A 20417-nucleotide genomic window follows, 5' to 3' on the forward strand; every position below is an offset into this window, starting at 1 on the left:
CTTACCCCCGCCTGCCGTTGATCGACACCGGACCGTACGGATACTTCGCACCCGGCTGATCGATCCAGTCCATGAAATCCGCGCGTGCGCCCGGAAAGCCGACCATCTTCCAGCCGGCCATATCCTTGTTGCCGCCGTAGATCGGATCGGCGAGGAAGCCTTCCTTGGTGTTGCCGAGCAGGAACGAAAAGAACGTGCGCGAAGGGACGATTTCGAAAGCGAGCTTGCCGTGCTCCATCTCGTGAAGCACTGCTTCCTGCGTCGCCACGTCGAGATCCGCGAACGTCTTGCCGCCATACTGCTTCGCACAGTACGCGTCGCACGCAGCGATGCCGTGACGGTAAACGTCTCGCGGCGCGAGGTTGATCTGGTAGCCCATTTCCGGCACCACGTCGGGATGGAACGGCCCCTGCATGTACCAGAGCTTGCCGTGGCCATACGGCATTTCCATCTGGCGATCGATGTATTCGGGCACACCGGCCTTTACGGCGCCGGGGCCGTGTTCGTCAGCGGGAATCAGCCGGTCCACCGCGGCGTGCAGAAACTTCCATTCCGCAGCCGTGAAATACGTGGGTTGATAGTCCGCGCTCGCCACCGCCGTGGGAGCAGCGTTGCTACTACATGCGCTTTGCGTGAGCGTTGCACCGGACGCGACTGTCGCGGCGGGCACGATGGCCAGCACCTGCCGCAGGAAGCGGCGGCGCGGTTCCTTTTGGTTGGACATGGGGTTTTTTTCTCTGCTCTAGTTATGTATTTACTTTATTTTTCGGGCGTTCTTTTGCAATGCGCCCTGCCCGGCTCAGCCGGGCTTCATGTCAGACGGCTTCGTCTCCCAGAGAGAATTGCGCCGCTGCTGCCGCGAGCATGCGCGCCTGGTCCTCGAGCGAACTGGCGGCCGCCGCGGCTTCCTCGACCAGGGCCGCATTCTGCTGGGTGGCGTTGTCCATGTTGTTCACGGCGATGCTGACCTGGCTCAGACCGTGGCTCTGCTCCTGCGTGGCAGCCGCGATTTCCGACATGATGGCGTTCGTTCGCGCGACGGCGTCGATCAGTTCGCTCATGGTGTCGCCGGCCTCGTGGACCTGCTTCGCACCGTCGTCGATACGCGTCGTCGACTTCGCAATCAGTTCGCGAATCTCCTTCGCCGCGGCGGAAGAGCGTTGGGCAAGCGTGCGGACTTCGCCCGCGACGACCGCGAAGCCGCGCCCCTGATCACCCGCGCGCGCGGCTTCGACTGCGGCGTTGAGCGCGAGAATATTGGTCTGGAAAGCGATGCCTTCGATGATCGAGGTGATTTCGGCCACCGACGTGGAGCTCTGGCTGATGTCGCCCATCGTCTTCACGACGCGCGAAACGACTTCATGGCCGCGCCGCGCGATATCCGATGCCGACGACGACAGTTCGGTAGCACGCTGCACGTTGTCGGCGTTTTGACGAACGGTGCTCGACAGTTGTTCGGCACTCGTCGCCGTTTCCTGGAGCGATGCCGCCTGCGATTCGGTGCGCGCCGAAAGATCGGCATTGCCGGCCGCGATCTGGCGCGTCGCAGTCGCGATCGCATTGCTGCCTTCACTCAGCGTGCGCACCGTCTTGCGAAGGTTCGTCTGCATTTGAGCCAGGCCGCCCAGCATGCGCCCCATTTCGTCGTGGGTGCGGACCTCGATCCTGCGACCGAGATTACCTTGCGCGATCTGGCCGAAATGCGCGACGGCATCGTTCACCGGTACGAGGATGGCCTTGCGCAGGAAATACCAGCTGCCGGCCGCCGCGCACAAACCCGCAATGATCGCCGCAATGCTGGCCGCGACGAATAGCTGGTAGTGGCGCTCCGTTGTTTCGTACTCTTCCTTCGACTGCTTGAACTGGTAAGTCTTGAGCGAGTTCGCCGCTTCCTGCATGGTCGTGTAGATCTTTCCCACGCTGAACATCAGCTTGAGGATCTCGTCGCGGTCGCCGCGCTGTGTGGCGTCGCGAAAGCGTGCGAGTTCGGCTTCGGTTGCCTGGTACTGCTGAGTGACACCAGCCGCCAGTTGATCCTCTTGCGCATCGCGCGGCAGGGAAAGATATTTCTGCCAGGCCGCGTCCGCGGCGTCCCGGACTTCCTTCTCCTTGCCGTACATGTTCTGCGCGTCCTGCGAGCCGGGATTGATCGCGGCGCGATCGAGCGACGTGCGCTGGCGGCCGACCATGATCGTCATCTCGCCAACGGCGATCGACTTCGGCAACTGTTCGGAATACGTGTGCCGGTTCGCGTTGTTGCTGGCGACCATGCCGGTTAGCCCGAATGCGCCGATGACTATCAGCAGGATGCCAAGAAAGGACATGGCCGCGACGATGCGGCCGTTGATGGAGAGATGAGTGCGTAGCATCGTCGTAAGAGGACTGTCGTTTGTCTATCAATCAGGCGTGGCCAACTCAGAACCTTCACGAGGATTATCGGCAATGTAACCGGTAACTTTAGTGTTGACCCTGATTGATTCCGGTATCGCCGGCGGCGACGCTGCCGCCGCCATCGCGCCCGGCGAAAATCCGCACGACCGTTCAGGCAAGTCCGCCCTGGCACAAGTACTTGATACTCAAGTAATCTTCGAGGCCGTACTTCGACCCTTCCCTGCCGTAGCCCGATTCCTTGACGCCCCCAAACGGCGCCGCCTCGCTTGCCACCGCGCCCTCGTTGATGCCGACGATGCCCACTTCCAGCTTGCGCGCGACGCGATCGATCCGGCGTAAGTCGTTCGTAAAGAAATAGGCGGCAAGACCGAACGGTGTGTCGTTAGCAATCCGAATGACTTCATCTTCGTCATCGAAGCGGAACAACGGCGCCACTGGACCGAACGTTTCCTCGCAGCACAGCACCATCTGCTCGTTCGCATCGGCCAGCACCGTGGGCGCGTAGTAGTTCGGTCCCAGCTCGGCGAGACGCCTTCCGCCAGCGAGTACCCGCGCGCCATGCGCGACCGCGTCTTCCACATGCTTCGCGATCTTCTCGATTGCGCGCTCGTTGATCATCGGTCCGATCTGCGCCTTCGGGTCCGTGGCGGGTCCGACATGGAGCGCGCCGACGCGCTCGGCCAGGCGCGCGGCGAAGCGCTCGAACACCGCATCGTGAACGTAGATGCGATTCGGGCACACGCAGGTCTGACCGCCGTTGCGGAACTTGGCCGCCATCAAACCGTCGACCGCCAGGTCGAGGTCTGCGTCGTCGAACACGATGAACGGCGCATTGCCGCCCAGTTCGAGTGACAGTTTCTTCAGCGTGCCCGCCGATTCCCGCGCAAGATGCTTGCCCACGGCGGTCGAGCCGGTAAATGTGATCTTGCGCACGCGATCGTCGGCGAGCCAGTCCGCGACGGCAGCAATACCCTCGTCGCGTGCAGCCGCAATCATGTTAAGCACGCCGTCCGGGATACCGGCCTCCTGGGCGAGCGCGGCGAGCGCAAGCGCCGTGAGCGGCGTATCCTCGGCCGGCTTTGCGACGACCGTGCAGCCAGCAGCCAGCGCGGGAGCGATCTTGCGCGCGATCATCGCGAGCGGGAAGTTCCACGGCGTGATCGCGGCGACGACGCCGATCGGCTCCTTGATCGCGCTCATGCGCTTGCCGCGCTGTGTCTGCGGAATGATGTCACCGTAGATCTTCGTCGCCTCTTCGGCGAACCACGCCACATACGACGCCCCATAGGCAACTTCGCCGCGCGCCTCCGCGAGCGGCTTGCCCTGCTCCATGGACATCAGGCGCGCGAGATCTTCCGTATTCGCAAGAATGAGCGCGTGCCACCGGTGCAGCAGCTCCGCGCGCTCGCGGGGCAGCTTGTCGCGCCACGCCGGCAGCGCACGGGCTGCCGCGTCGGTCGCCGCGCGGGCATCGGCCTGCGTGCTGTTGGCTACCTGCGCGAGCGTTTCGCCCGTTGCCGGATTGGAGACGGCATAGCGCTTCTGCTCGACACCGCTCACCCACTTCCCTGCGATGAAATTCTCGCGGCGAAGCAGTTCGCCTCGCGTCAACTTCAAACTCACTGCGCTCTCCTTGCAGCCATGGATATCGATCGTCGAAGCATTCAGATGCCCGACGCAACTTCGTCGTCAACTTTCCCAGACGGCCGCAACCGGCTTCACCGGCGAGCCTTTGTCGTTTGGCCGCTGCGATACGAACCGCCCGTGAATGCGTGCCTTATTTCATTGGGCGGCGCGCACGTCCGCGAAATCGCGTGAAAGCTTGCGCGCCGCATTCGCGAACATGAGGATGTCGACGCCCGTTGCGACGAACGTGCAGCCCATTTCGAGGTAATGGCGCGCCAACGCCGGATCGGACGTCAGCGTGCCGGCCGCCTTGCCGGACGCCACGATCTTGCGGATCGCAGCGTCGATTGCCTGTTGCACTACGGGATGCGTGGCCTTGCCGCGATAACCCATCGATGCGGCAAGATCGGCCGGCCCGATGAACACGCCGTCCACACCGTCCACTGCGCAGATTGCCTCAAGGTTGCTCAATGCAGTCGTCGTTTCGGCTTGCACGAGCAAACACACTTCGTCATCCGAAACATCGAGATAATCGGTGCGCAAGCTCCAGCGCGACGCGCGGCCCACTGCGCTGCCCACGCCGCGAATGCCGTGCGGGGGATAGCGCACCGCCGCCACCAGCGCGCGGGCTTCGTCGGCGGTATCCACCATCGGCACGAGCAGGTTGCGCGCGCCGATATCGAGCAGGCGCTTGAGCAGCGCCGGGTCGCCGTTCACCGGCCGCACCACCGGCTCGCCCTGGTAGGGAGCCACGGCCTGCAGTTGCGCGAGGATGCTGCGCAGGTCGTTGGGCGCGTGTTCGCTGTCGATGAGCAGCCAGTCGAAGCCGGCCGTTGCGCTCACTTCCGCGAGGTACGGGTCGGCCATCGAAAGCCAGAAGCCAACCTGCTTGTTGCGCGCGGCGAGTGCCGCCTTGAAAGGATTAAGCGCCGAGATCTGCGTGTTCATGAATGCGTGCCTCCTGCGAAGGGTCGCCGAATTGAATGGGTTCCACCTTCCCGAGGAGGAACAGATAGTTGACGATCGCGACGCCGATCAGCGCCGACGAGAACAGCAGCGCGGGCACGAACGAACCGGTCGCGCCCACGATGGCGCCCGTGACGATCGGGCCGACCACGCCGCCTAAGTTCGAAATGGAGTTCTGCAGGCCTGCGATCATCGAAACCGCATTGGGCGGCGCCACGTCGCCGGGCAGCGCCCACACCTGCGAAGCCGCGACCGTGGTGCCCGACTTGGCGATGCACAGCAGAAGCACGGCCACGAGAGCCGAATGCGCGAACGCCGCGAAGCCGATGCTCGACGCCATCACGAGACCGATCACGAGAAACAGCTTGCGCGTGGCCGTGAGCGAGAGCTTGCCGCTCGCGAAGACGCGGTCCGATGCCCAGCCCGCGAAAATTTCGACGACGATGGAAACGAGCAGCGGCAGCGACGCCATCCAGCCCATCTGCAGCACGCTCATGCCGCGCTCCTTCATCAGATACGTGGGCAGCCACGTGATGAAGAAGTACGAGTTGTAGTTGATCATGAAGAAGCCGATGCACATCGCCCAGACGTTGCGATGGGCAAAGAGCTTGCGCCATTGCGGACGCGCGGGCCGCTGCGCTTGTTGCGCGGCTTGATCGCTTTCGATATGCGCGAGTTCGGCCGCACTCACGCGCGGATGATCGGCCGGTGAATCCTTGAAGGTCAATTGCCACACGACGAACCACACGACGCCAAGCAGCCCCGTGAGCGCGAAGGTCATCTTCCAGTCGAACGCGGCCAGCATCCAGGCGATCAACGGCATCGCAATCGCGCCGCCAAGCTTCGAGCCGCTATCGAAAATGCCCGCGACCGTCGCGCGTTCCTTGCGCGGAAACCAGCGCGTCGCGATGCCCGCGTTGCTCGGATACGCGCCGGCCTCGCCCACGCCCAGCGCGACACGCAAACCGACGAGCGACTTGAAGCCGCTTGCGACGCCCGTCATCGCGGTCGCGATCGACCACCACAGCACCGCGAATCCGAGCACTTTCTTCTGGCCCAGGCGGTCGGCCAGCAAGCCGGCCGGCAACTGCAGCAGCGCATACGACCAGAAGAACGCCGACATCACGATCCCCATCTGCATCGCGTCGAGATGAAACCCGGCTTGAATGCGCGGCGCCGCCGCCGAAAGCACCGTGCGATCGATATAGTTGATCGCGATCGCCGCCCACATCAGGCCCGCCACCCACCAGCGGAATTTCGAGCGGCCTGGCCGCTGCGCAGACTCCAGCATCTGCTGTCTCCTTTGTATTTTCTCGACGTAACTGCGACGCGCGTCGCTTCGCGCCGTCAGCTCACGATGCCCATGTGCCAGGGCACGAATTCGTTGTCGCCAAGGCCCAGCAATTCGCTTTTCGTGCGCTCGCCCGACGCGGCGCGCACGATGAGATCGAAAATATCCTGCCCCATCTCCTCGATCGAGCGCTCGCCGTCGATCACGAGCCCGCAGTTGATGTCCATGTCCTCCTCGAGGCGCGTGAACATCGGCGTGTTGCTCGCAAGTTTGAGCGTCGGCGCGGGCTTCGAGCCGAACATCGAACCGCGGCCGGTCGTGAAGCAGATGAGATTCGCGCCGCTCGCGATCTGGCCCGTGACCGCGACAGGGTCATAGCCCGGCGAGTCCATGAAGACGAAACCGGCGCGATCGATCGGCTCGGCATATTCGTACACGGCCTGCAGCGGCGTCGTGCCGCCTTTCATGGCGGAACCGAGCGACTTTTCGAATATGTTGGCGAGACCGCCCTGCTGGTTGCCCGGGCCGACCACGCCGTTGAACTGGCCGTTATGGCCGCGCGTATAGCGCTCCCACCAGGCGAGGCGGTCGAGCAGTTTCTGGCCGACTTCGGGCGTGACGGCGCGGCGCGTGAGCATATATTCGACGCCGTGGATCTCCGGTGTTTCCGAAAGGATCGCCGTGCCGCCGTGGCGCACGAGCAGATCCATCGCCGCGCCGAGCGCCGGATTCGCGGTGATGCCGGAAAAGCCATCCGAGCCGCCGCATTCAAGGCCAATCTTCAGATGGCTCACCGGCACGGGCGTGCGCACGATGTCGTTCGCGGCGGGCAACATGTCCTGCACGGCCTTGATGCCCGCTTCGATGGTCGCGCGCGTGCCGCCCGCATCCTGCATCACGAGCGCATGCACGGCCCGGCCGGTCTTGAGCCCTTGCGAGTCGAGGAAATCGCCGACCTGGTTGCGCTCGCAACCCAACCCGACAATGAGTACGCCGCCGAGGTTCGGGTGCCGCGCATAACCCGCAAGCGTGCGGCGCAGCACGTCGAAGTGCTCGCTCGGCGAGGACATGCCGCAACCGCTCGTCTGTGCGAACGCGACGACGCCGTCCACGTTGGGATAATCGCGCAGCCGCTCCGGCGTGAACCAGTCTGCGATATGGCGAATGACGGTGGCCGAGCAGTTCACCGAAGCGATAATGCCGATGAAATTGCGCGTGGCGACGCGCCCGTCTGGCCTCACGATGCCGTTGAACGTCGCGCGCTGTTCCGGCGCGATGTAGTCGACGGGCTTCACGTCAAGGCCGAAGCCCGGATCGCGGTCGAAATCGACCAGTGTGATGTTGTGCGTGTGGACGTGATCGCCGGCCTCGATGTCGCGCGCCGCCACACCGATCACCGTGTCGTACTTGCGGATGGCCTCGCCCGCCGCAATACGCCGCGCCGCGACCTTGTGGCCTGCCGCGACCTGCGCGCGCAAGCGGATCGCCTCGCCGTCGATGAACACCTGATGCCCGATCGTCAGCGGCTCGCGCGCGATCAGCACGTTGTCGTTCTGGTTGAGCCGAATCAACGGCCCGCTATCGGTCTTGTTGGGTTGGAGCATTCGCCTGTCTCCGATGGCCGCGCCGGGGAATCGCGCAGCCTTTCGTTCTGAATTCAAGTTACCGGTTAATGTAACCGGTAACATTCGTGCCATCGTAGTATAGATTTGGGATAATTGCCAACACCTTTTGCTGCCAGGAGCGCCCGCGCCCGTGACCAAGCCCTCGATAGAATTCGCCCCGCCCGCGATCGGCACCGCTACCGGCGCGAGGCGTGCCCGCAAGAACACCGGACGAGTCACGCTCAACGATCTGGCCCGACTGATCGGGGTCACGAAGGTCACCGTTTCACGCGCGCTGAACAACCCCGAGCTCGTTTCCGTCGAAACCCTCGAGCGCGTGCGCGAAGCCGTGCGGCAGACAGGCTACACGCCGGACCTGATCGCCGGTTCGCTCGCCTCGAATCGCAGCCGCCTCGTAGTCGCGCTGATCCCGGCGATGGCGGGCAGCGTGTTTCAGGAAACGGTCGCAGCGCTGACCGCCGAACTGGCGAGCGCAGGCTACCAGCTGCTGCTCGGGCAGAGCGGCTATGACGAGTCGCACGAGGAGGCGCTGCTCGACGCCATCGTGGGCCGGCGGCCGGCCGGCATCGTGCTCACGGGCGTGATCCACTCGGAGGCGTCGCGCCAGAAGCTGCGGGCGGCAGGCATTCCGGTCGTGGAAACATGGGACATCACGCGCTCGCCGCTCGACATGCTGATCGGCTTCTCGCACACGAAGGTCGGCGAGGCCGCGGCCCAATACCTGCGCGAACGCGGCGCCCGGCGTCCCGCCATCGTCACGCCAGGCGATCGTCGCGCGATGCTGCGCGCCGAGGCGTTTGTGGCCGCCTTCAACGGCGAATGGGAGATTCCGCTCGCCTCGGTCGCATCGCCTGCTCATCTGGGCGATGGCCGGCGCGCGCTGGCGAACCTGCTCGACGAACATCCCGACATCGACGCCGTGTTTTGCGGCGCCGACATCATGGCGCTTGGCGTGTTGATGGAAGCGCGCTCGCGCAACCTCGACGTCCCGGGACGGCTCAAGGTAATCGGCTACGGCGACCAGAACTTCGCCGCGGACACGGACCCGCCGCTCACGACGATCCGGATCGACGGCACGAAGATCGGCAAACTGGCGGCCACGATGTTGATCGAGAAGATCGAAAACGGCGCGGCCAAGCGCTCGCGTGTCGATGTCGGCTTCTCGTTGATCGAGCGCGGATCGGCATAGGCCGCTCGACACGCAGTCGGCGCGTGGACCGCGCCGCCCTGGCGCTACGCGGGCCGCATCAGAACTTTGCCCGGATGCCCGTGAAGATCGCGACCTGACGGTTCGTCGAGGACGCGCCGCCCGCATACGCGATAGAAGCCAGCTTGCTGTAGCCCGACCCAACACGCGTGGACGCGTCGCCGGCCGCCAGCTGGTAGGTGCCGGAGAGGTACACATCGGTTCGCTTGGACAACGCGTAATCCAGGCCGAGCGTGAATTGATGCCACTTGGGGTCGAGCGTCGCGCCGCCCGTGCCAGGCAGGCCTTCTGCACGCCCGTCCGTGAACGTGTAGATGCCCAACAGCGTGAACGCCGGCGTGAGCAGGTAGCGCAGGTTCGCGTCGTAGTTGTTGAATTTGCGCGTCGATCCGTCGTTGTAATTCAGCTCCGAATGGCTGAACGCAAAGCCGGCAATGGCCTTGCCGAACTTGTAGTTCGCACCGGCCGCCACGATCTGTTGCCGGCGCACGCCGCCGTTGAGGTTATAGAAGAACGCGCCGCTGTAGTCGTCGCCAGTCGTGCTCGATGCGCCGCCCACCGCGCCGCCCGTGTTGCTCGCGGTGTTCGGGTGATCGAGCAGCACGTAGCCGCCGCCCGCGGAGAACGGCCCGTTCGCGTAGTTCGCCGCGACGCCCCACGCGCGGTTGTTGCCGAAGCCCTGCCCGGCCGACCCGCTCGCCTGGTTGCTGAACGCGTACATGGTGTCCACGGTGAAGCCCGCGATCGGGTCGCTGCGGAACTTCACCGCGTTGTTGATGCGGAAGGTCTGGTTCAGGTTGTCGTTGTCGCCGATGTGCGTGGACGGCGACCAGGTGCCCGATCCCGCGTACTGCGCGACGAGGTCCGCGAGCGGCTCGTATTGCCGCCCGAAAGTCAACGTACCGATGCCGTTCTTCGCGAGACCGACGAATGCGCTGCGGCCGAAAAGACGACCGCCCTGTGCCGACGTGCCGTCGCTGGGCTTGAAGCCGCTTTCGAGCGTGAAGACGGCGCTGAGCCCGCCGCCGAGATCTTCGGTGCCCTTCAGGCCCCACCGGCTGCCGCTCAGGCGGCCACTCGTTTGCTGGACGACGCTGCCGCCCTTCAGGTTGTTGATGTAACCGACGCCGGCATCGACGATGCCGTACAAGGTGACCGAACTCTGGGCCTGTGCCATGGCAGGTGCAAGCGTGACGATACCAACGGCTGCGAAAAGTGATTTTTTCATTCTGGGGAGCCTTTCAGGCTTTAGTGTAATTAGCATGACTGAATAGTTTGATTTGAAGAATTGGCAGTCCTTTCTCTCCCCACCTTATGGAAAACGAAATACGGTGACCGCAACCGCGCCACAAGACTCATGGGTCTTGCGGCGTGACTCCGGAAGAACAGTACAGGAACGCTCAGCCAGTCTGAAACCGCTGGCTGATTACGCCTTAGCCGGCGAGATCGGCGCTGTGCGGTTCGCGGGCCGAATGCTGCGTCGACGCTGCGTCGAAGCGGATCGGTTCGACCTTGCCGAGCAGGAACAGATAGTTGAGGATCGCCACGCCGATGAGCGCGGACGAGACCACCAGTGCCGGAACGAACGAGCCGGTCGCGCCCACGATGGCCCCGGTGACGATCGGGCCGACCACGCCGCCAATGTTCGAGACCGTGTTCTGAACGCCCGCGACCATCGAAACCGCGCCGCGCGGAGCCACGTCGGCCGGCAGCGCCCACACCTGCGAGGCCGCGACCGTCGTGCCCGACTTCGCGATACACAGCAGCAGCACGGCAACGGCCGCCGAGTCTGCAAAGGCCGCAAAGCCAATGCTCGACGCCATCACGAGGCCGATGACGAGGAACAGCTTGCGCGTGGCAGTCAGCGACAGCTTGCCTGAAGCGTAGACGCGGTCCGAAGCCCAGCCAGCAGCAATTTCGACCACGATCGAGACGAGCAGCGGCAGCGAAGCCATCCACCCCATCTCCATCATCGTCATGCCGCGCGCCTTGACGAGGTACGTGGGCAGCCACGTGATAAAAAAATACGAGTTGTAGTTGATCATGAAGAAACCGATGCACATGGCCCAGATGTTGCGATGCGCGAAAAGCTTGCGCAAACGTGGCCGTGCTTCGGAGTCCTGCTGTTGCGCAGGTTGATCGCTGTAAATATGGGCGAGTTCGGCAGCATTGACACGCTTGTGGTCGCGCGGCGAGTCGCTGAAGGAGAACTGCCAGAAGGCGAACCAGACGAGCCCGAGCAGGCCCGTGAGCGCGAAGGTGATTTTCCAGTCGAATGCGGTGAGCATGGCGGCGATGAGCGGGAGCGCGATCGCGCCGCCAAACTTGGAGCCGCTGTCGAAAATGCCCGCCACCGTTGCGCGCTCGCGAAGCGGAAACCACTTCGCGGCGATGCCCGCGTTGCTCGGATAGGCGCCCGCCTCGCCTGCGCCCAGCGCCACCCGCAGGCCGACCAGCGATTTGAAGCCGTTCGCGAAACCGGTCATCGCAGTGGCCAGCGACCACCATAGCACCGCGAAGCCGAGTACCTTTTTCTGGCCGAAACGGTCGGCCAGGAAGCCGGCGGGCAGTTGCAGCAGCGCGTACGACCAGAAGAAAGCCGACATCACGACGCCCATTTGCACCGCGCCCAGATGAAATTCGGACTGAATGCGCGGCGCCGCGGCCGCGAGCACGGTACGGTCGATATAGTTGATCGCAATCGCCGCCCACATGAGGCCCGCGACCCACCAGCGCACCTTCGAGCGGCCCCGCGTTGTTGCGGCCTGATCCATGCCATGTCTCCTGTTGTTTTAATCCGCGTTTCTTAGTGTGTCACGCTGCGCGCCTTGCGTTCAGGGCGTAACGTCGTGCGCTCTGACCCGGAAACGGCCTCACCGCGTGCGCACGCCAAAGGGCGCGTGCCACAGCACACATTCGCTGTTCCTGGTGTTGACGTTACCGGTGACTGTAACCGGTAACATTCGACGCCATCCTAGTACGGTTTTGGGATTCTTGCCAGCTTCTTTTTCCCTGGGGAGCGGCGGGCAGGTGTGGGTGAGCTAAGGGGATTGACAGGCTGCAGGTGTTCAGAAGTCTCCGGCCAACGAGCGCGGCGACTGGCTGGCCTGGTGGCTGGCGGCCCCGTAGGGGCCACCACCAGGCTGCAAGGAAAGGGAGAACGTAGTGGCGCGGGGAAAAATGGCTCAGGCCACCTTGTGGATCCAGCCGAACGGATCGGCAACCTTGCCGCGCTGAATACCGGTGAGCGTAGCGCGAAGGCGTTGCGTGACAGGTCCTTCGCCACCGTCGCCGATCTTGAATTCGCCCGCAGCGTGACGAACTTCTCCGATGGCCGTCACAACCGCCGCCGTACCGCAGGCGAAGGCCTCCTTGACACGACCACTGATTGCATCGGCTTGCCACGATGCAAACGAATAGGGCTCTTCGGCGACGGCGATGCCCTCCCGTTTCGCCAGCTCAATAATGGATGCACGGGTAATGCCGGGCAAAATGGTGCCCGAAAGCGGCGGTGTACGCAGCGTGCCGTCGTCCATCACGAAGAACACGTTCATGCCACCCAGTTCTTCGATCCATTTGTGTTCCGCGGCGTCGAGGAACACGACCTGGTCGCAGCCCTTCGCTGCCGCTTCGGTTTGCGCAATCAGGCTCGCGGCATAATTTCCGCCGCATTTGGCCGCGCCCGTTCCGCCCGGTGCCGCGCGAGTGTATTGATCGGACACCCAGACAGTGACGGCCGCCTTGCCCGGCTTGAAATACGGCCCCACGGGCGAGGCGATCACGCAGAACACGTACTCATGCGACGCGCGCACCCCGAGAAAACTCTCTGACGCGAACATGAAGGGCCGCAGGTACAGGCTGGCATCGCCACCGGGAACCCAGTCCCGATCGATCTTCACGAGCGCGTCCACTGCGCCGACGAAGATCTCTTCGGGGAGTTCCGCCATGGACATGCGCGCCGCCGACGCGCGGAACCGCCTGGCATTCTCGAAAGGCCTGAAAAGCGAGATCGAGCCGTCTTCGCCGCGATAGGCTTTCATGCCCTCAAAAATTTCCTGCGCGTAGTGCAGGACGGCACAGGCGGGGTCAATCTGAAACGGCCGGCGCGCTTCAATTTTCGCGTCGTGCCAGCCAAGGGAAGTTGTCCATCGCACAGTCGCCATGTGATCCGTGAACACTCGGCCAAATACCGGGTTGGCAATACTCGCGGTGATCTGATCGTGTGGCGTGGGAGTCGTGCTGGGCGAAATAACAAATTGCGCAGTGTTTTCAGTATTCATGGTTTTTCGAGCAATGACGAAATCAAGTAACGTGATAGCTTAACCGCTGATCGTTATCGACGCACCGGCATTCGCGCCCTCGCCCTGCCGGGCCAGGGCAACCAGCGCGCCATCGGACACGATGGCCTCCCGATCAGCGAGCGCCTTGAAGCGCGCGAATGCTGCATTCAATTGCGCATCGCTGTCCATCGTAACGCCCAGCTCTCGCAGGCGCTGTTTGAAGGCAGTTCGACCAGAGAGCTTCCCGAGCACGATCTTGTTCGCGCTCCAGCCTACGTCTTCGGCCCGCATGATTTCGTAAGTATCGCGCGCCTTGAGCACGCCGTCCTGGTGGATGCCGGACGCGTGAGCGAAAGCGTTGGCGCCAACTACCGCCTTGTTGGGCTGCACCGCAAACCCGGTGATCTCCGAGACCAGTTGGGAAGCCGCGACGATCTGGCTCGTATCGACGCGCACGTCGAGGCCGAAGTGATCTCGCCGGGTCTTGACTGCCATGACGACTTCCTCGAGCGCCGTATTCCCTGCCCGCTCGCCAAGTCCGTTGATCGTACACTCGATCTGCCTTGCACCGCCCGATTTGACCGCGGCCAGTGAGTTCGCCACAGCAAGGCCAAGATCATCGTGACAGTGCACCGAAAAAACCGCCCGGTCTGCGTTGGGAATGCGCTCGCGCAGTTCGCGGATCAATGCTGCATAGCCTTCCGGCATGGCATAGCCAACGGTATCGGGTACGTTGATCGTCGTCGCGCCTTCGGCAATGACACCTTCCAGCACCCGGCAGAGGAAGTCCATGTCGGAGCGGCTAGCGTCTTCTGGCGAGAACTCGACGTCATCGGTGAAATTGCGCGCCTGACGCACTGCGCGACGCGCCTGCTCGTACACCTGGTCAGGCGACATACGGAGCTTTTTCTCCATATGCAGTGCCGACGTCGCAAGAAAGGTATGGATACGGAAACGGCTGGCTGGCCGCAGCGCTTCGGCTGCACGTGAAATGTCACGCTCGTTCGCGCGTGCGAGAGAACAGATAATGCTGTCTTTCACCTCGCTTGCAATCGCGCGCACCGCCTCGAAATCGCCTTCGGAGCTTGCTGCGAAGCCCGCTTCGATCACGTCGACCCGCATACGCTCGAGTTGCCTCGCAATGCGGAGTTTTTCTTCTTTTGTCATCGACGCACCCGGCGACTGCTCGCCATCGCGCAAGGTGGTATCGAAAATGATGAGTTGTTCTGCCATGCCAGTCTCCTGTGGGGATCGGCCGCTGCATTGATCAGGGAATGGGGGGTAACCCTTCCCGCTTGCCGGAACGCTGGATCACAGCGCCCGGCCGTTCGCGATTATAGCCAACGATGTTTCAGATGAACCTGGGGTCAACCCGCGACTTCGAAGGCCGTGTGGCGGGCTAACAGGCAGGCCGGATTCGTTCCATCGCGCATGGACAATCAGGCCGGCGCCACGATGAAGCGAATCCCCTTTGCGTCTCCCGACGGGCCCATCAGCCGGCAATGCTCCGCTCGCCCGCGAGCCATGCTCGCCATCCGCCAAATTCAGTGATGTCCGTTCCCGACGACACGCCATAGGGTTCGCACAGGAAGCCGGTCACCCACGAGCCGTCCGACAATTCGACCTTCCCCAGCGCGAGCGGAGACGGCACGGTTGCGATGAACGAACCGAACTCGGCGCTCGGCATTTCCCACACTTCGAGCGCCACCTTCGCGCCGTTCCCGGCCTCTCGCCACATTCCCGGGCGCCGCGTGCCGTCCGCAGAAGCCGGCAGCGCAGCCAGTCGATAGTGCGCAGCCGTATGCGTCGCCTGCACCCGATGCGCGCCTCGCGAAACCAGGTCCTTGTTCAGCGGCAGCCCTTGCATGTGCGCACCGCACACCGCGACGCGAATCCGGTCGTTGGTCGCCACTCGCCGCGCGCACGACTGCGGGCGGTTTCCTCCGACGCATTCGATGCCGCTGGACGTTTGCAGCACCTCGGCGACGCCCAACAGATACTGGTCGGTGAACGCGCGGCCGAAGACGGTTACGCCCCACGGCAGCCCATTCTTCATGAACCCGTTTGGCGCGGCGACCGCCGCGTAATCCAGCAGATTCATGAAGTTCGTGTAGTAGCCGAGCAACGAGTTCGGCCCGATGGGGTCTTGCGCGAGTTCGGCCAGTGTCACCGGGCGCGGATAAGTCGGTGTCAGCACGAAGTCGAGTGAATCGACCACCGCGTCACAGGCGGCCTTCAACGCCTGCAGGCGATACTGCGCGCGAAACAGTTCAACCGCTGTCGCACCCGGCGCCTTGGCCAGCACGTCGCGAATCACGGGAAGCACCGCGTCCGGCGTCGTCGACATCAACTCGCCAGCCACGCTGTAACGCTCGGCGACCCAGGGACCTTGATAAAGGAGATTGGCGGCTTCGACAAAGGGCTCGAAATCGATCTCCACCGCCTCGCCGCCAGCCGCTTCCAGGCACGCACGGGCGCTGGCGAACAGTTCCGGACTCTCGGCGCATCCCGCGAATTCAAGGCGCGCCGGAACGCCGAAGCGGAACGCGGAGGGCTTGCCGAACGCACTTGCCGAGTTCCACTGCGGATTCTTGCGGCTGTATGCATCGCGGGCGTCGGCCTGCGCGGTCAGCGCGGTCAGCGAGAGAAGCTCGCTGGCCTCGCCCGCCGTGGCCGTGAAGAACGTGACGCAATCCAGCGTGCGGCAGGCGGGGACCACACCGGCCGTCGACAGGATGCCCTTCGTCGGCTTGAGTCCGATGAGATTGTTCAAGCCGGCTGGCACACGGCCGGACCCCGCCGTGTCGGTCCCGAGTGCAAAGCTCGCCACGCCCAATGCGACGGCAAGCGACGACCCCGCGCTGGAACCACCCGACGGATAGTCAGGAAGCACACTGTTGCGGCATTTGCCGTAGGGCGAGCGCGTGCCGTTCAGGCCCGTCGCGAACTGGTCGAGATTGGTCTTGCCGAGCGGGATGGCGCCAAGCGAAACCAGTTGGCTCACAAGGGTCGCGGACTCGGTCGGCGTGTACGCAAAGTCGGGGCATGCGGCGGTCGTCGGAATCCCGGCCAGATCGATGTTGTCCTTGATTGCAAAGGGCACACCGTACAACGGCAGCCGCTCCAGGTCTTGCTGTTCGAGCCAGTCAAGATACGGTGCGAGTTCGCTTTCGGTCAAAAGACGAATGAAGAGCTTGAACTCCGGATTCAGCGCGGTCGCTTTTCCGAGCAGTTCAGCCACGAGCTTGCGAGGCGTGAGCCGCCCATCGCGATAGGCACTACGGAGCGTGGAAAGTCGCAGGTCGAATGACGGCATGGTTCTCTGTCCTTGTATTTAGTGACGCTCAATGACGGCGACGCGTTGCCCCGCCCGCACGGGCGAACCCGGTGCCACGTGAATATCGCCAACCGTACCCGCGCACGAGGCAAACACCGAGATCTCCATCTTCATCGACTCGATGATGAGGAGCACGTCGCCCGCAGCGACAACGTCGCCGGTTTTCACCTTCACTTGCCAGAGGCTGCCGGCGATTTCGCAGTCCACCGAGACCTGCCCGTCCTTCAAGGGCGCCAGTTGCGCATCCTCCGAAGCCGGAGCCTCGATCGCCTCTTCCGAGGTGCCCGCTTCGCGCCACCGCTCGCGCTCGGCCTGGAAGGCGGCTTGCTGTCGCGCACGGAAGGTGTCGATGCTGGCCGCTTCGCTCGCGAGGAACGCCTGATAATCCGGCAGAGAAAGTTCGGACTCCTCGATTTTCAGCGGATAACGTCCAAGCGGAAAATCCGCGCGGATGCGCAGCAGTTCGTCGGCCGATACTTCGTAGAAGCGAATCTGATCGAAGAAGCGCAGCAAATAGTGCTGACCGCCAAAGTCCGCGACCTCGCGATAGCGATTCCACATCTGCAGCGTGCGGCCGACGAATTGATAGCCGCCAGGCCCTTCCATGCCATAGACACAGAGATACGCGCCGCCGATGCCGACCGAGTTCTCCGCCGTCCAGGTACGGGCCGGGTTGTACTTCGTCGTCACGAGGCGATGCCGTGGGTCGAGCGGTGTGGCAACCGGTGCGCCCAGGTAGACGTCACCGAGTCCCATCACGAGATAGCTCGCGTCGAAAACGACCTTTTTTACGGCATCGATCGATTCGAGGTCGTTGATCCGGCGAATGAACTCGAGGTTGCTCGGGCACCACGGCGCGTCTTTGCGCACTGTGGTCGTGTATTTTTCAATCGCGAGCTGGCACGCCGGGTCATCCCAGGAGAGCGGAATGTGAACGACGCGCGACGGCACGCGCAGGTTTTTTCTTGTCAAGACCTGTTCCCACGCCGCGCGGACGACCTCCAGCACTTGCGTGAGCGGCCATGCCTCCGGCCGATAGTGAATCTGGAGCGAACGGATGCCCGGCGTCAGATCGATGACGCCGGGAAGCGCCATTGCCTCGAGTGACTGCATGAGCGCGTGCCCGCGAAAGCGCGAGACGAGGTCAAGCTCGGCGGGCCCGATCTCGAGCAGCAGATGCGTGTCGCCGGACACGCGCGCAACCAGCCGCTCGCCACCCGAGCCCATGTCGAGCACGATGGGCGATGCCAGAGGCAACCGTCTTCCGGTTGGCTCGGCTGGCGCGTTCGATTCGATCTCGAGACTTTCCAGTTCCCGGGCGCGCTGGCGCGCGGCTTCGCGTGCCTCATCCACCTCAACCGGAACGAAGCGAATCTTGTCGCCGGCCTTCAACTGGCCAATGTGCCAGAGATCGGCCTCGATGATGGTCACCGGGCAGACAAAGCCGCCCAGGCTCGGCCCGTCGGGTCCGAGAATCACGGGCATGTCGCCGGTAAAGTCGATGGCGCCAACCGCATAGGGGTTGTCGTGAATGTTCGACGGATGCAACCCTGCCTCGCCGCCGTCTTCGCGCGCCCACTCCGGCTTCGGCCCGATCAGGCGCACACCCGTGCGGCTGGAATTGAAATGCACCTCCCAGTCGGTGTCGAGGAACTGTTCGATATAGCGGGCGCTGAAGTACTCGGGCGCGCCATGCGGACCATAGATCACACGAATGGTCCGAACCGCTTCAAGTTTCGGCACGTCATGCAGCGTCTTGCCAGCCTGCGCGTTTTCGAGCGGATAGAGGTGAAGCACGTCGCCCGCGCGTATTGCCCGGCCGCCATGTCCGCCGAACTGACCGAGCGTGAAAGTGCTCCGGCTGCCGAGATAAACGCCGACGTCCAAACCGCCGCGTATACACAGATAAGCGCGTGCGCCGGCGCCGCGAATGGTGCCGAGCGACAACGTCGAGCCAGCCGGAACAAAGAGGCTCGTATTCAACGGTTGCAAGACGTCGTCGAGCAGCACGGGAATTTCCGCCCCCGTGATGGCCACGACCGAGTCAGTATTGAAGCGAAGCGTCGGGCCGCTCATCGTGATTTCGAGCGCAGCGGCGTCAGCGGCGTTGCCGAGCAGGCGGTTGCCCAGCCGCATGGCGCGGTCGTCCATGGGCCCAGAAGGCGGAATGCCGACCGCCCAGTATCCGAGACGGCCCGGAAAGTCTTGTATCGTCGTCTGCGTCCCGCCGCTCACCACGTCGATGGTGCTGGCCTGGTACTCGAGTCCTTCGAGGCACCGGGTCCAGGGCTCGCCCGATGCAAAGGGCTTGTCGTCCAGAATCTGGCGCAAATAGTCGCGGTTCGTCTCCACGCCGTAGATGCACGTGTTCTTCAGCGCTTCGTTGAGCGCGTGGCGAGCCTCGTCGCGAGTCGGCGACCACGCGATCAGCTTGGCGAGCATCGGGTCGAAGTACGGCGGCACTTCGCAACCGGCTTCGACCCACGTGTCGATGCGCAGCGCGCGACCATCCGCAGGCGGGAACACAACGTCGGTCAGCAGACCGGGGCTCGGCTTGAAGTCTCGACCGGGGTCTTCGGCATAGAGACGCGCCTGAATCGCATGGCCGCGTGGCGTCAACTCCGCTGCAAGCGCCTGCAGCGGCTTGAGCGTGCCGGCCGCCAGCTCGATCATCCAGCGCACGAGGTCGACGCCCCACACCTGCTCGGTCACGCCATGCTCCACCTGCAGGCGCGTGTTGACTTCGAGGAAATAGAACTGCTCGGCGGCGCTGTCGTACACGAACTCGACGGTGCCCGCAGAGCGATAGTCCACCGCCTTCGCAAGCTTCACGGCAGCCGCACAGAGCGCCTCGGCAATCCCATCCGGCAAGCACGGCGCGGGCGTTTCCTCGAGCACTTTCTGGTTGCGCCGCTGCACGGAACAGTCGCGCACGCCGAGCGCAATCGCGTCGCCCTTGCCGTCGCCGAAGACCTGCACTTCCAGGTGTCGCGCCCGCTCGATGTACTTTTCGAGGAACACGCCGGAATCGCTGAAATTGTTCTCGCCAAGCCGCTTCACAGCATCGAAGTGCGCGCCGAGCTCGGCGGCGTTCCAGCACACGCGCATGCCGATACCACCGCCGCCGGCCGTGCTCTTGAGCATGACCGGATAGACGATGGTTTGCGCCGCTTCCAGCGCCGCGCTCAGGTCGCCGAGCAAGCCGGTTCCCCGGAGCATCGGCACGCCTTCCTTCTGGGCAATTTCACGCGCCGTGTGCTTGAGGCCAAAGGCGCGCAACTGCGCGGGCGTCGGCCCGATGAACGCAATCCCTGCCGCTTCGCACGCTTCGCCAAAGGCCGCGTTCTCGGACAGGAATCCATACCCGGGATGAATGGCCTGCACGCCCTCACGCCGGGCGATCTCGAGGATTTTTTCCGTGTCGAGATAAGTCGTCGCCGCCGGGCCATCGCCCAGACAGTGCGCGATGGGCGCCTCGCTCACGTGACGGCTCGCTCTATCCGCCTCCGCGAAGACGCAGACTCCGGTGACATCGAGTTCGCGCAGCGTTCTAAGAATCCGGCATGCGATAGCGCCACGATTGGCGATAAGAATCGTCTCGAACATGGGAGGAATCTTGTTTCAGAGGCGGGCCGTCCCGCCGTAAGAGATGTGAGCCGCGGTCGTCCGCAGCCGTATTCGCGTTAGCGATTTG

The 20417-nt window shown here is 63.7% G+C and carries 12 protein-coding genes and 1 pseudogene; 1 reads left to right on the forward strand and 12 read right to left on the reverse strand.

Annotated elements, in window-relative coordinates:
- Position 1: 1 nt before the first annotated feature.
- The 6 genes from VSR72_RS32245 to VSR72_RS32270 all read right to left on the reverse strand — a co-directional run bounded on the left by VSR72_RS32245 (position 2) and on the right by VSR72_RS32270 (position 7878).
- Positions 2–724, reverse strand: coding sequence for a gluconate 2-dehydrogenase subunit 3 family protein (locus VSR72_RS32245; protein ID WP_342956312.1), 723 nt, complete (start codon positions 722–724; stop codon positions 2–4).
- Between the two features lie 91 nt (positions 725–815).
- Entirely contained in the window at positions 816–2369 is a 1554-nt protein-coding gene (locus VSR72_RS32250) for a methyl-accepting chemotaxis protein (RefSeq protein ID WP_342956313.1), read from the reverse strand.
- Positions 2370–2541: 172 nt separating this feature from the next.
- On the reverse strand, positions 2542–4014 hold the full coding sequence (locus VSR72_RS32255; protein WP_342956314.1) for an NAD-dependent succinate-semialdehyde dehydrogenase: 1473 nt from the start codon (positions 4012–4014) through the stop codon (positions 2542–2544).
- 159 nt (positions 4015–4173) lie between these two features.
- On the reverse strand, positions 4174–4965 hold the full coding sequence (gene hpaI, locus VSR72_RS32260) for a 4-hydroxy-2-oxoheptanedioate aldolase (RefSeq protein ID WP_342956315.1): 792 nt from the start codon (positions 4963–4965) through the stop codon (positions 4174–4176).
- Positions 4940–6274 (reverse strand): MFS transporter, encoded by a 1335-nt coding sequence (locus VSR72_RS32265; RefSeq protein WP_342956316.1) that lies wholly within the window; start codon positions 6272–6274, stop codon positions 4940–4942. The genes hpaI and VSR72_RS32265 overlap by 26 nt, the downstream gene beginning before the upstream one ends.
- A 56-nt stretch (positions 6275–6330) precedes the next feature.
- On the reverse strand, positions 6331–7878 hold the full coding sequence (locus VSR72_RS32270) for an altronate dehydratase family protein (RefSeq protein ID WP_342956317.1): 1548 nt from the start codon (positions 7876–7878) through the stop codon (positions 6331–6333).
- A gap of 187 nt (positions 7879–8065) precedes the next feature.
- On the opposite strand from VSR72_RS32270, the gene VSR72_RS32275 reads away from it, so the two are divergent.
- A complete protein-coding gene (locus tag VSR72_RS32275) occupies positions 8066–9088 on the forward strand; it encodes a LacI family DNA-binding transcriptional regulator (protein ID WP_342956335.1) in 1023 nt (340 codons plus the stop codon).
- Positions 9089–9146: 58 nt separating this feature from the next.
- Here VSR72_RS32275 and VSR72_RS32280 read toward each other — a convergent pair whose 3' ends face one another.
- The 6 genes and pseudogenes from VSR72_RS32280 to uca all read right to left on the reverse strand — a co-directional run bounded on the left by VSR72_RS32280 (position 9147) and on the right by uca (position 20329).
- Positions 9147–10334 carry a porin gene (locus VSR72_RS32280; RefSeq protein WP_342956318.1) on the reverse strand — a complete coding sequence of 396 codons (1188 nt, stop codon included), beginning with the start codon at positions 10332–10334 and terminating at the stop codon, positions 9147–9149.
- A gap of 205 nt (positions 10335–10539) precedes the next feature.
- Positions 10540–11880, reverse strand: a complete 1341-nt coding sequence (locus tag VSR72_RS32285) for an MFS transporter (RefSeq protein ID WP_342956319.1) — start codon at positions 11878–11880, stop codon at positions 10540–10542.
- A gap of 411 nt (positions 11881–12291) precedes the next feature.
- On the reverse strand, positions 12292–13386 hold the full coding sequence (locus VSR72_RS32290; protein ID WP_342956320.1) for a branched-chain amino acid aminotransferase: 1095 nt from the start codon (positions 13384–13386) through the stop codon (positions 12292–12294).
- 93 nt (positions 13387–13479) lie between these two features.
- Positions 13480–14619, reverse strand: a pseudogene (locus VSR72_RS32295) (2-isopropylmalate synthase); the annotation flags it as partial.
- A 259-nt stretch (positions 14620–14878) separates the two neighbouring features.
- Positions 14879–16702 (reverse strand): allophanate hydrolase, encoded by a 1824-nt coding sequence (atzF, locus tag VSR72_RS32300; protein ID WP_342956321.1) that lies wholly within the window; start codon positions 16700–16702, stop codon positions 14879–14881.
- Positions 16703–16720: 18 nt separating this feature from the next.
- Positions 16721–20329 carry an urea carboxylase gene (uca, locus tag VSR72_RS32305; RefSeq protein ID WP_342956322.1) on the reverse strand — a complete coding sequence of 1203 codons (3609 nt, stop codon included), beginning with the start codon at positions 20327–20329 and terminating at the stop codon, positions 16721–16723.
- Positions 20330–20417 lie beyond the last annotated feature (88 nt).

This window comes from Paraburkholderia sp. JHI869, from assembly GCF_038900775.1.
Classification (GTDB): domain Bacteria; phylum Pseudomonadota; class Gammaproteobacteria; order Burkholderiales; family Burkholderiaceae; genus Paraburkholderia.

What these genes read in the sequence shown, in the direction of transcription:
- VSR72_RS32245 (WP_342956312.1), bottom strand. Translation starts at nt 724, where the DNA reads ATGTCCAACCAAAAGGAACCGCGCCGCCGCTTCCTGCGGCAGGTGCTG.
- VSR72_RS32250 (WP_342956313.1), bottom strand. Translation starts at nt 2,369, where the DNA reads ATGCTACGCACTCATCTCTCCATCAACGGCCGCATCGTCGCGGCCATG.
- hpaI (WP_342956315.1), bottom strand. Translation starts at nt 4,965, where the DNA reads ATGAACACGCAGATCTCGGCGCTTAATCCTTTCAAGGCGGCACTCGCC.
- VSR72_RS32265 (WP_342956316.1), bottom strand. Translation starts at nt 6,274, where the DNA reads ATGCTGGAGTCTGCGCAGCGGCCAGGCCGCTCGAAATTCCGCTGGTGG.
- VSR72_RS32270 (WP_342956317.1), bottom strand. Translation starts at nt 7,878, where the DNA reads ATGCTCCAACCCAACAAGACCGATAGCGGGCCGTTGATTCGGCTCAAC.
- VSR72_RS32280 (WP_342956318.1), bottom strand. Translation starts at nt 10,334, where the DNA reads ATGAAAAAATCACTTTTCGCAGCCGTTGGTATCGTCACGCTTGCACCT.
- VSR72_RS32285 (WP_342956319.1), bottom strand. Translation starts at nt 11,880, where the DNA reads ATGGATCAGGCCGCAACAACGCGGGGCCGCTCGAAGGTGCGCTGGTGG.
- VSR72_RS32290 (WP_342956320.1), bottom strand. Translation starts at nt 13,386, where the DNA reads ATGAATACTGAAAACACTGCGCAATTTGTTATTTCGCCCAGCACGACT.
- atzF (WP_342956321.1), bottom strand. Translation starts at nt 16,702, where the DNA reads ATGCCGTCATTCGACCTGCGACTTTCCACGCTCCGTAGTGCCTATCGC.
- uca (WP_342956322.1), bottom strand. Translation starts at nt 20,329, where the DNA reads ATGTTCGAGACGATTCTTATCGCCAATCGTGGCGCTATCGCATGCCGG.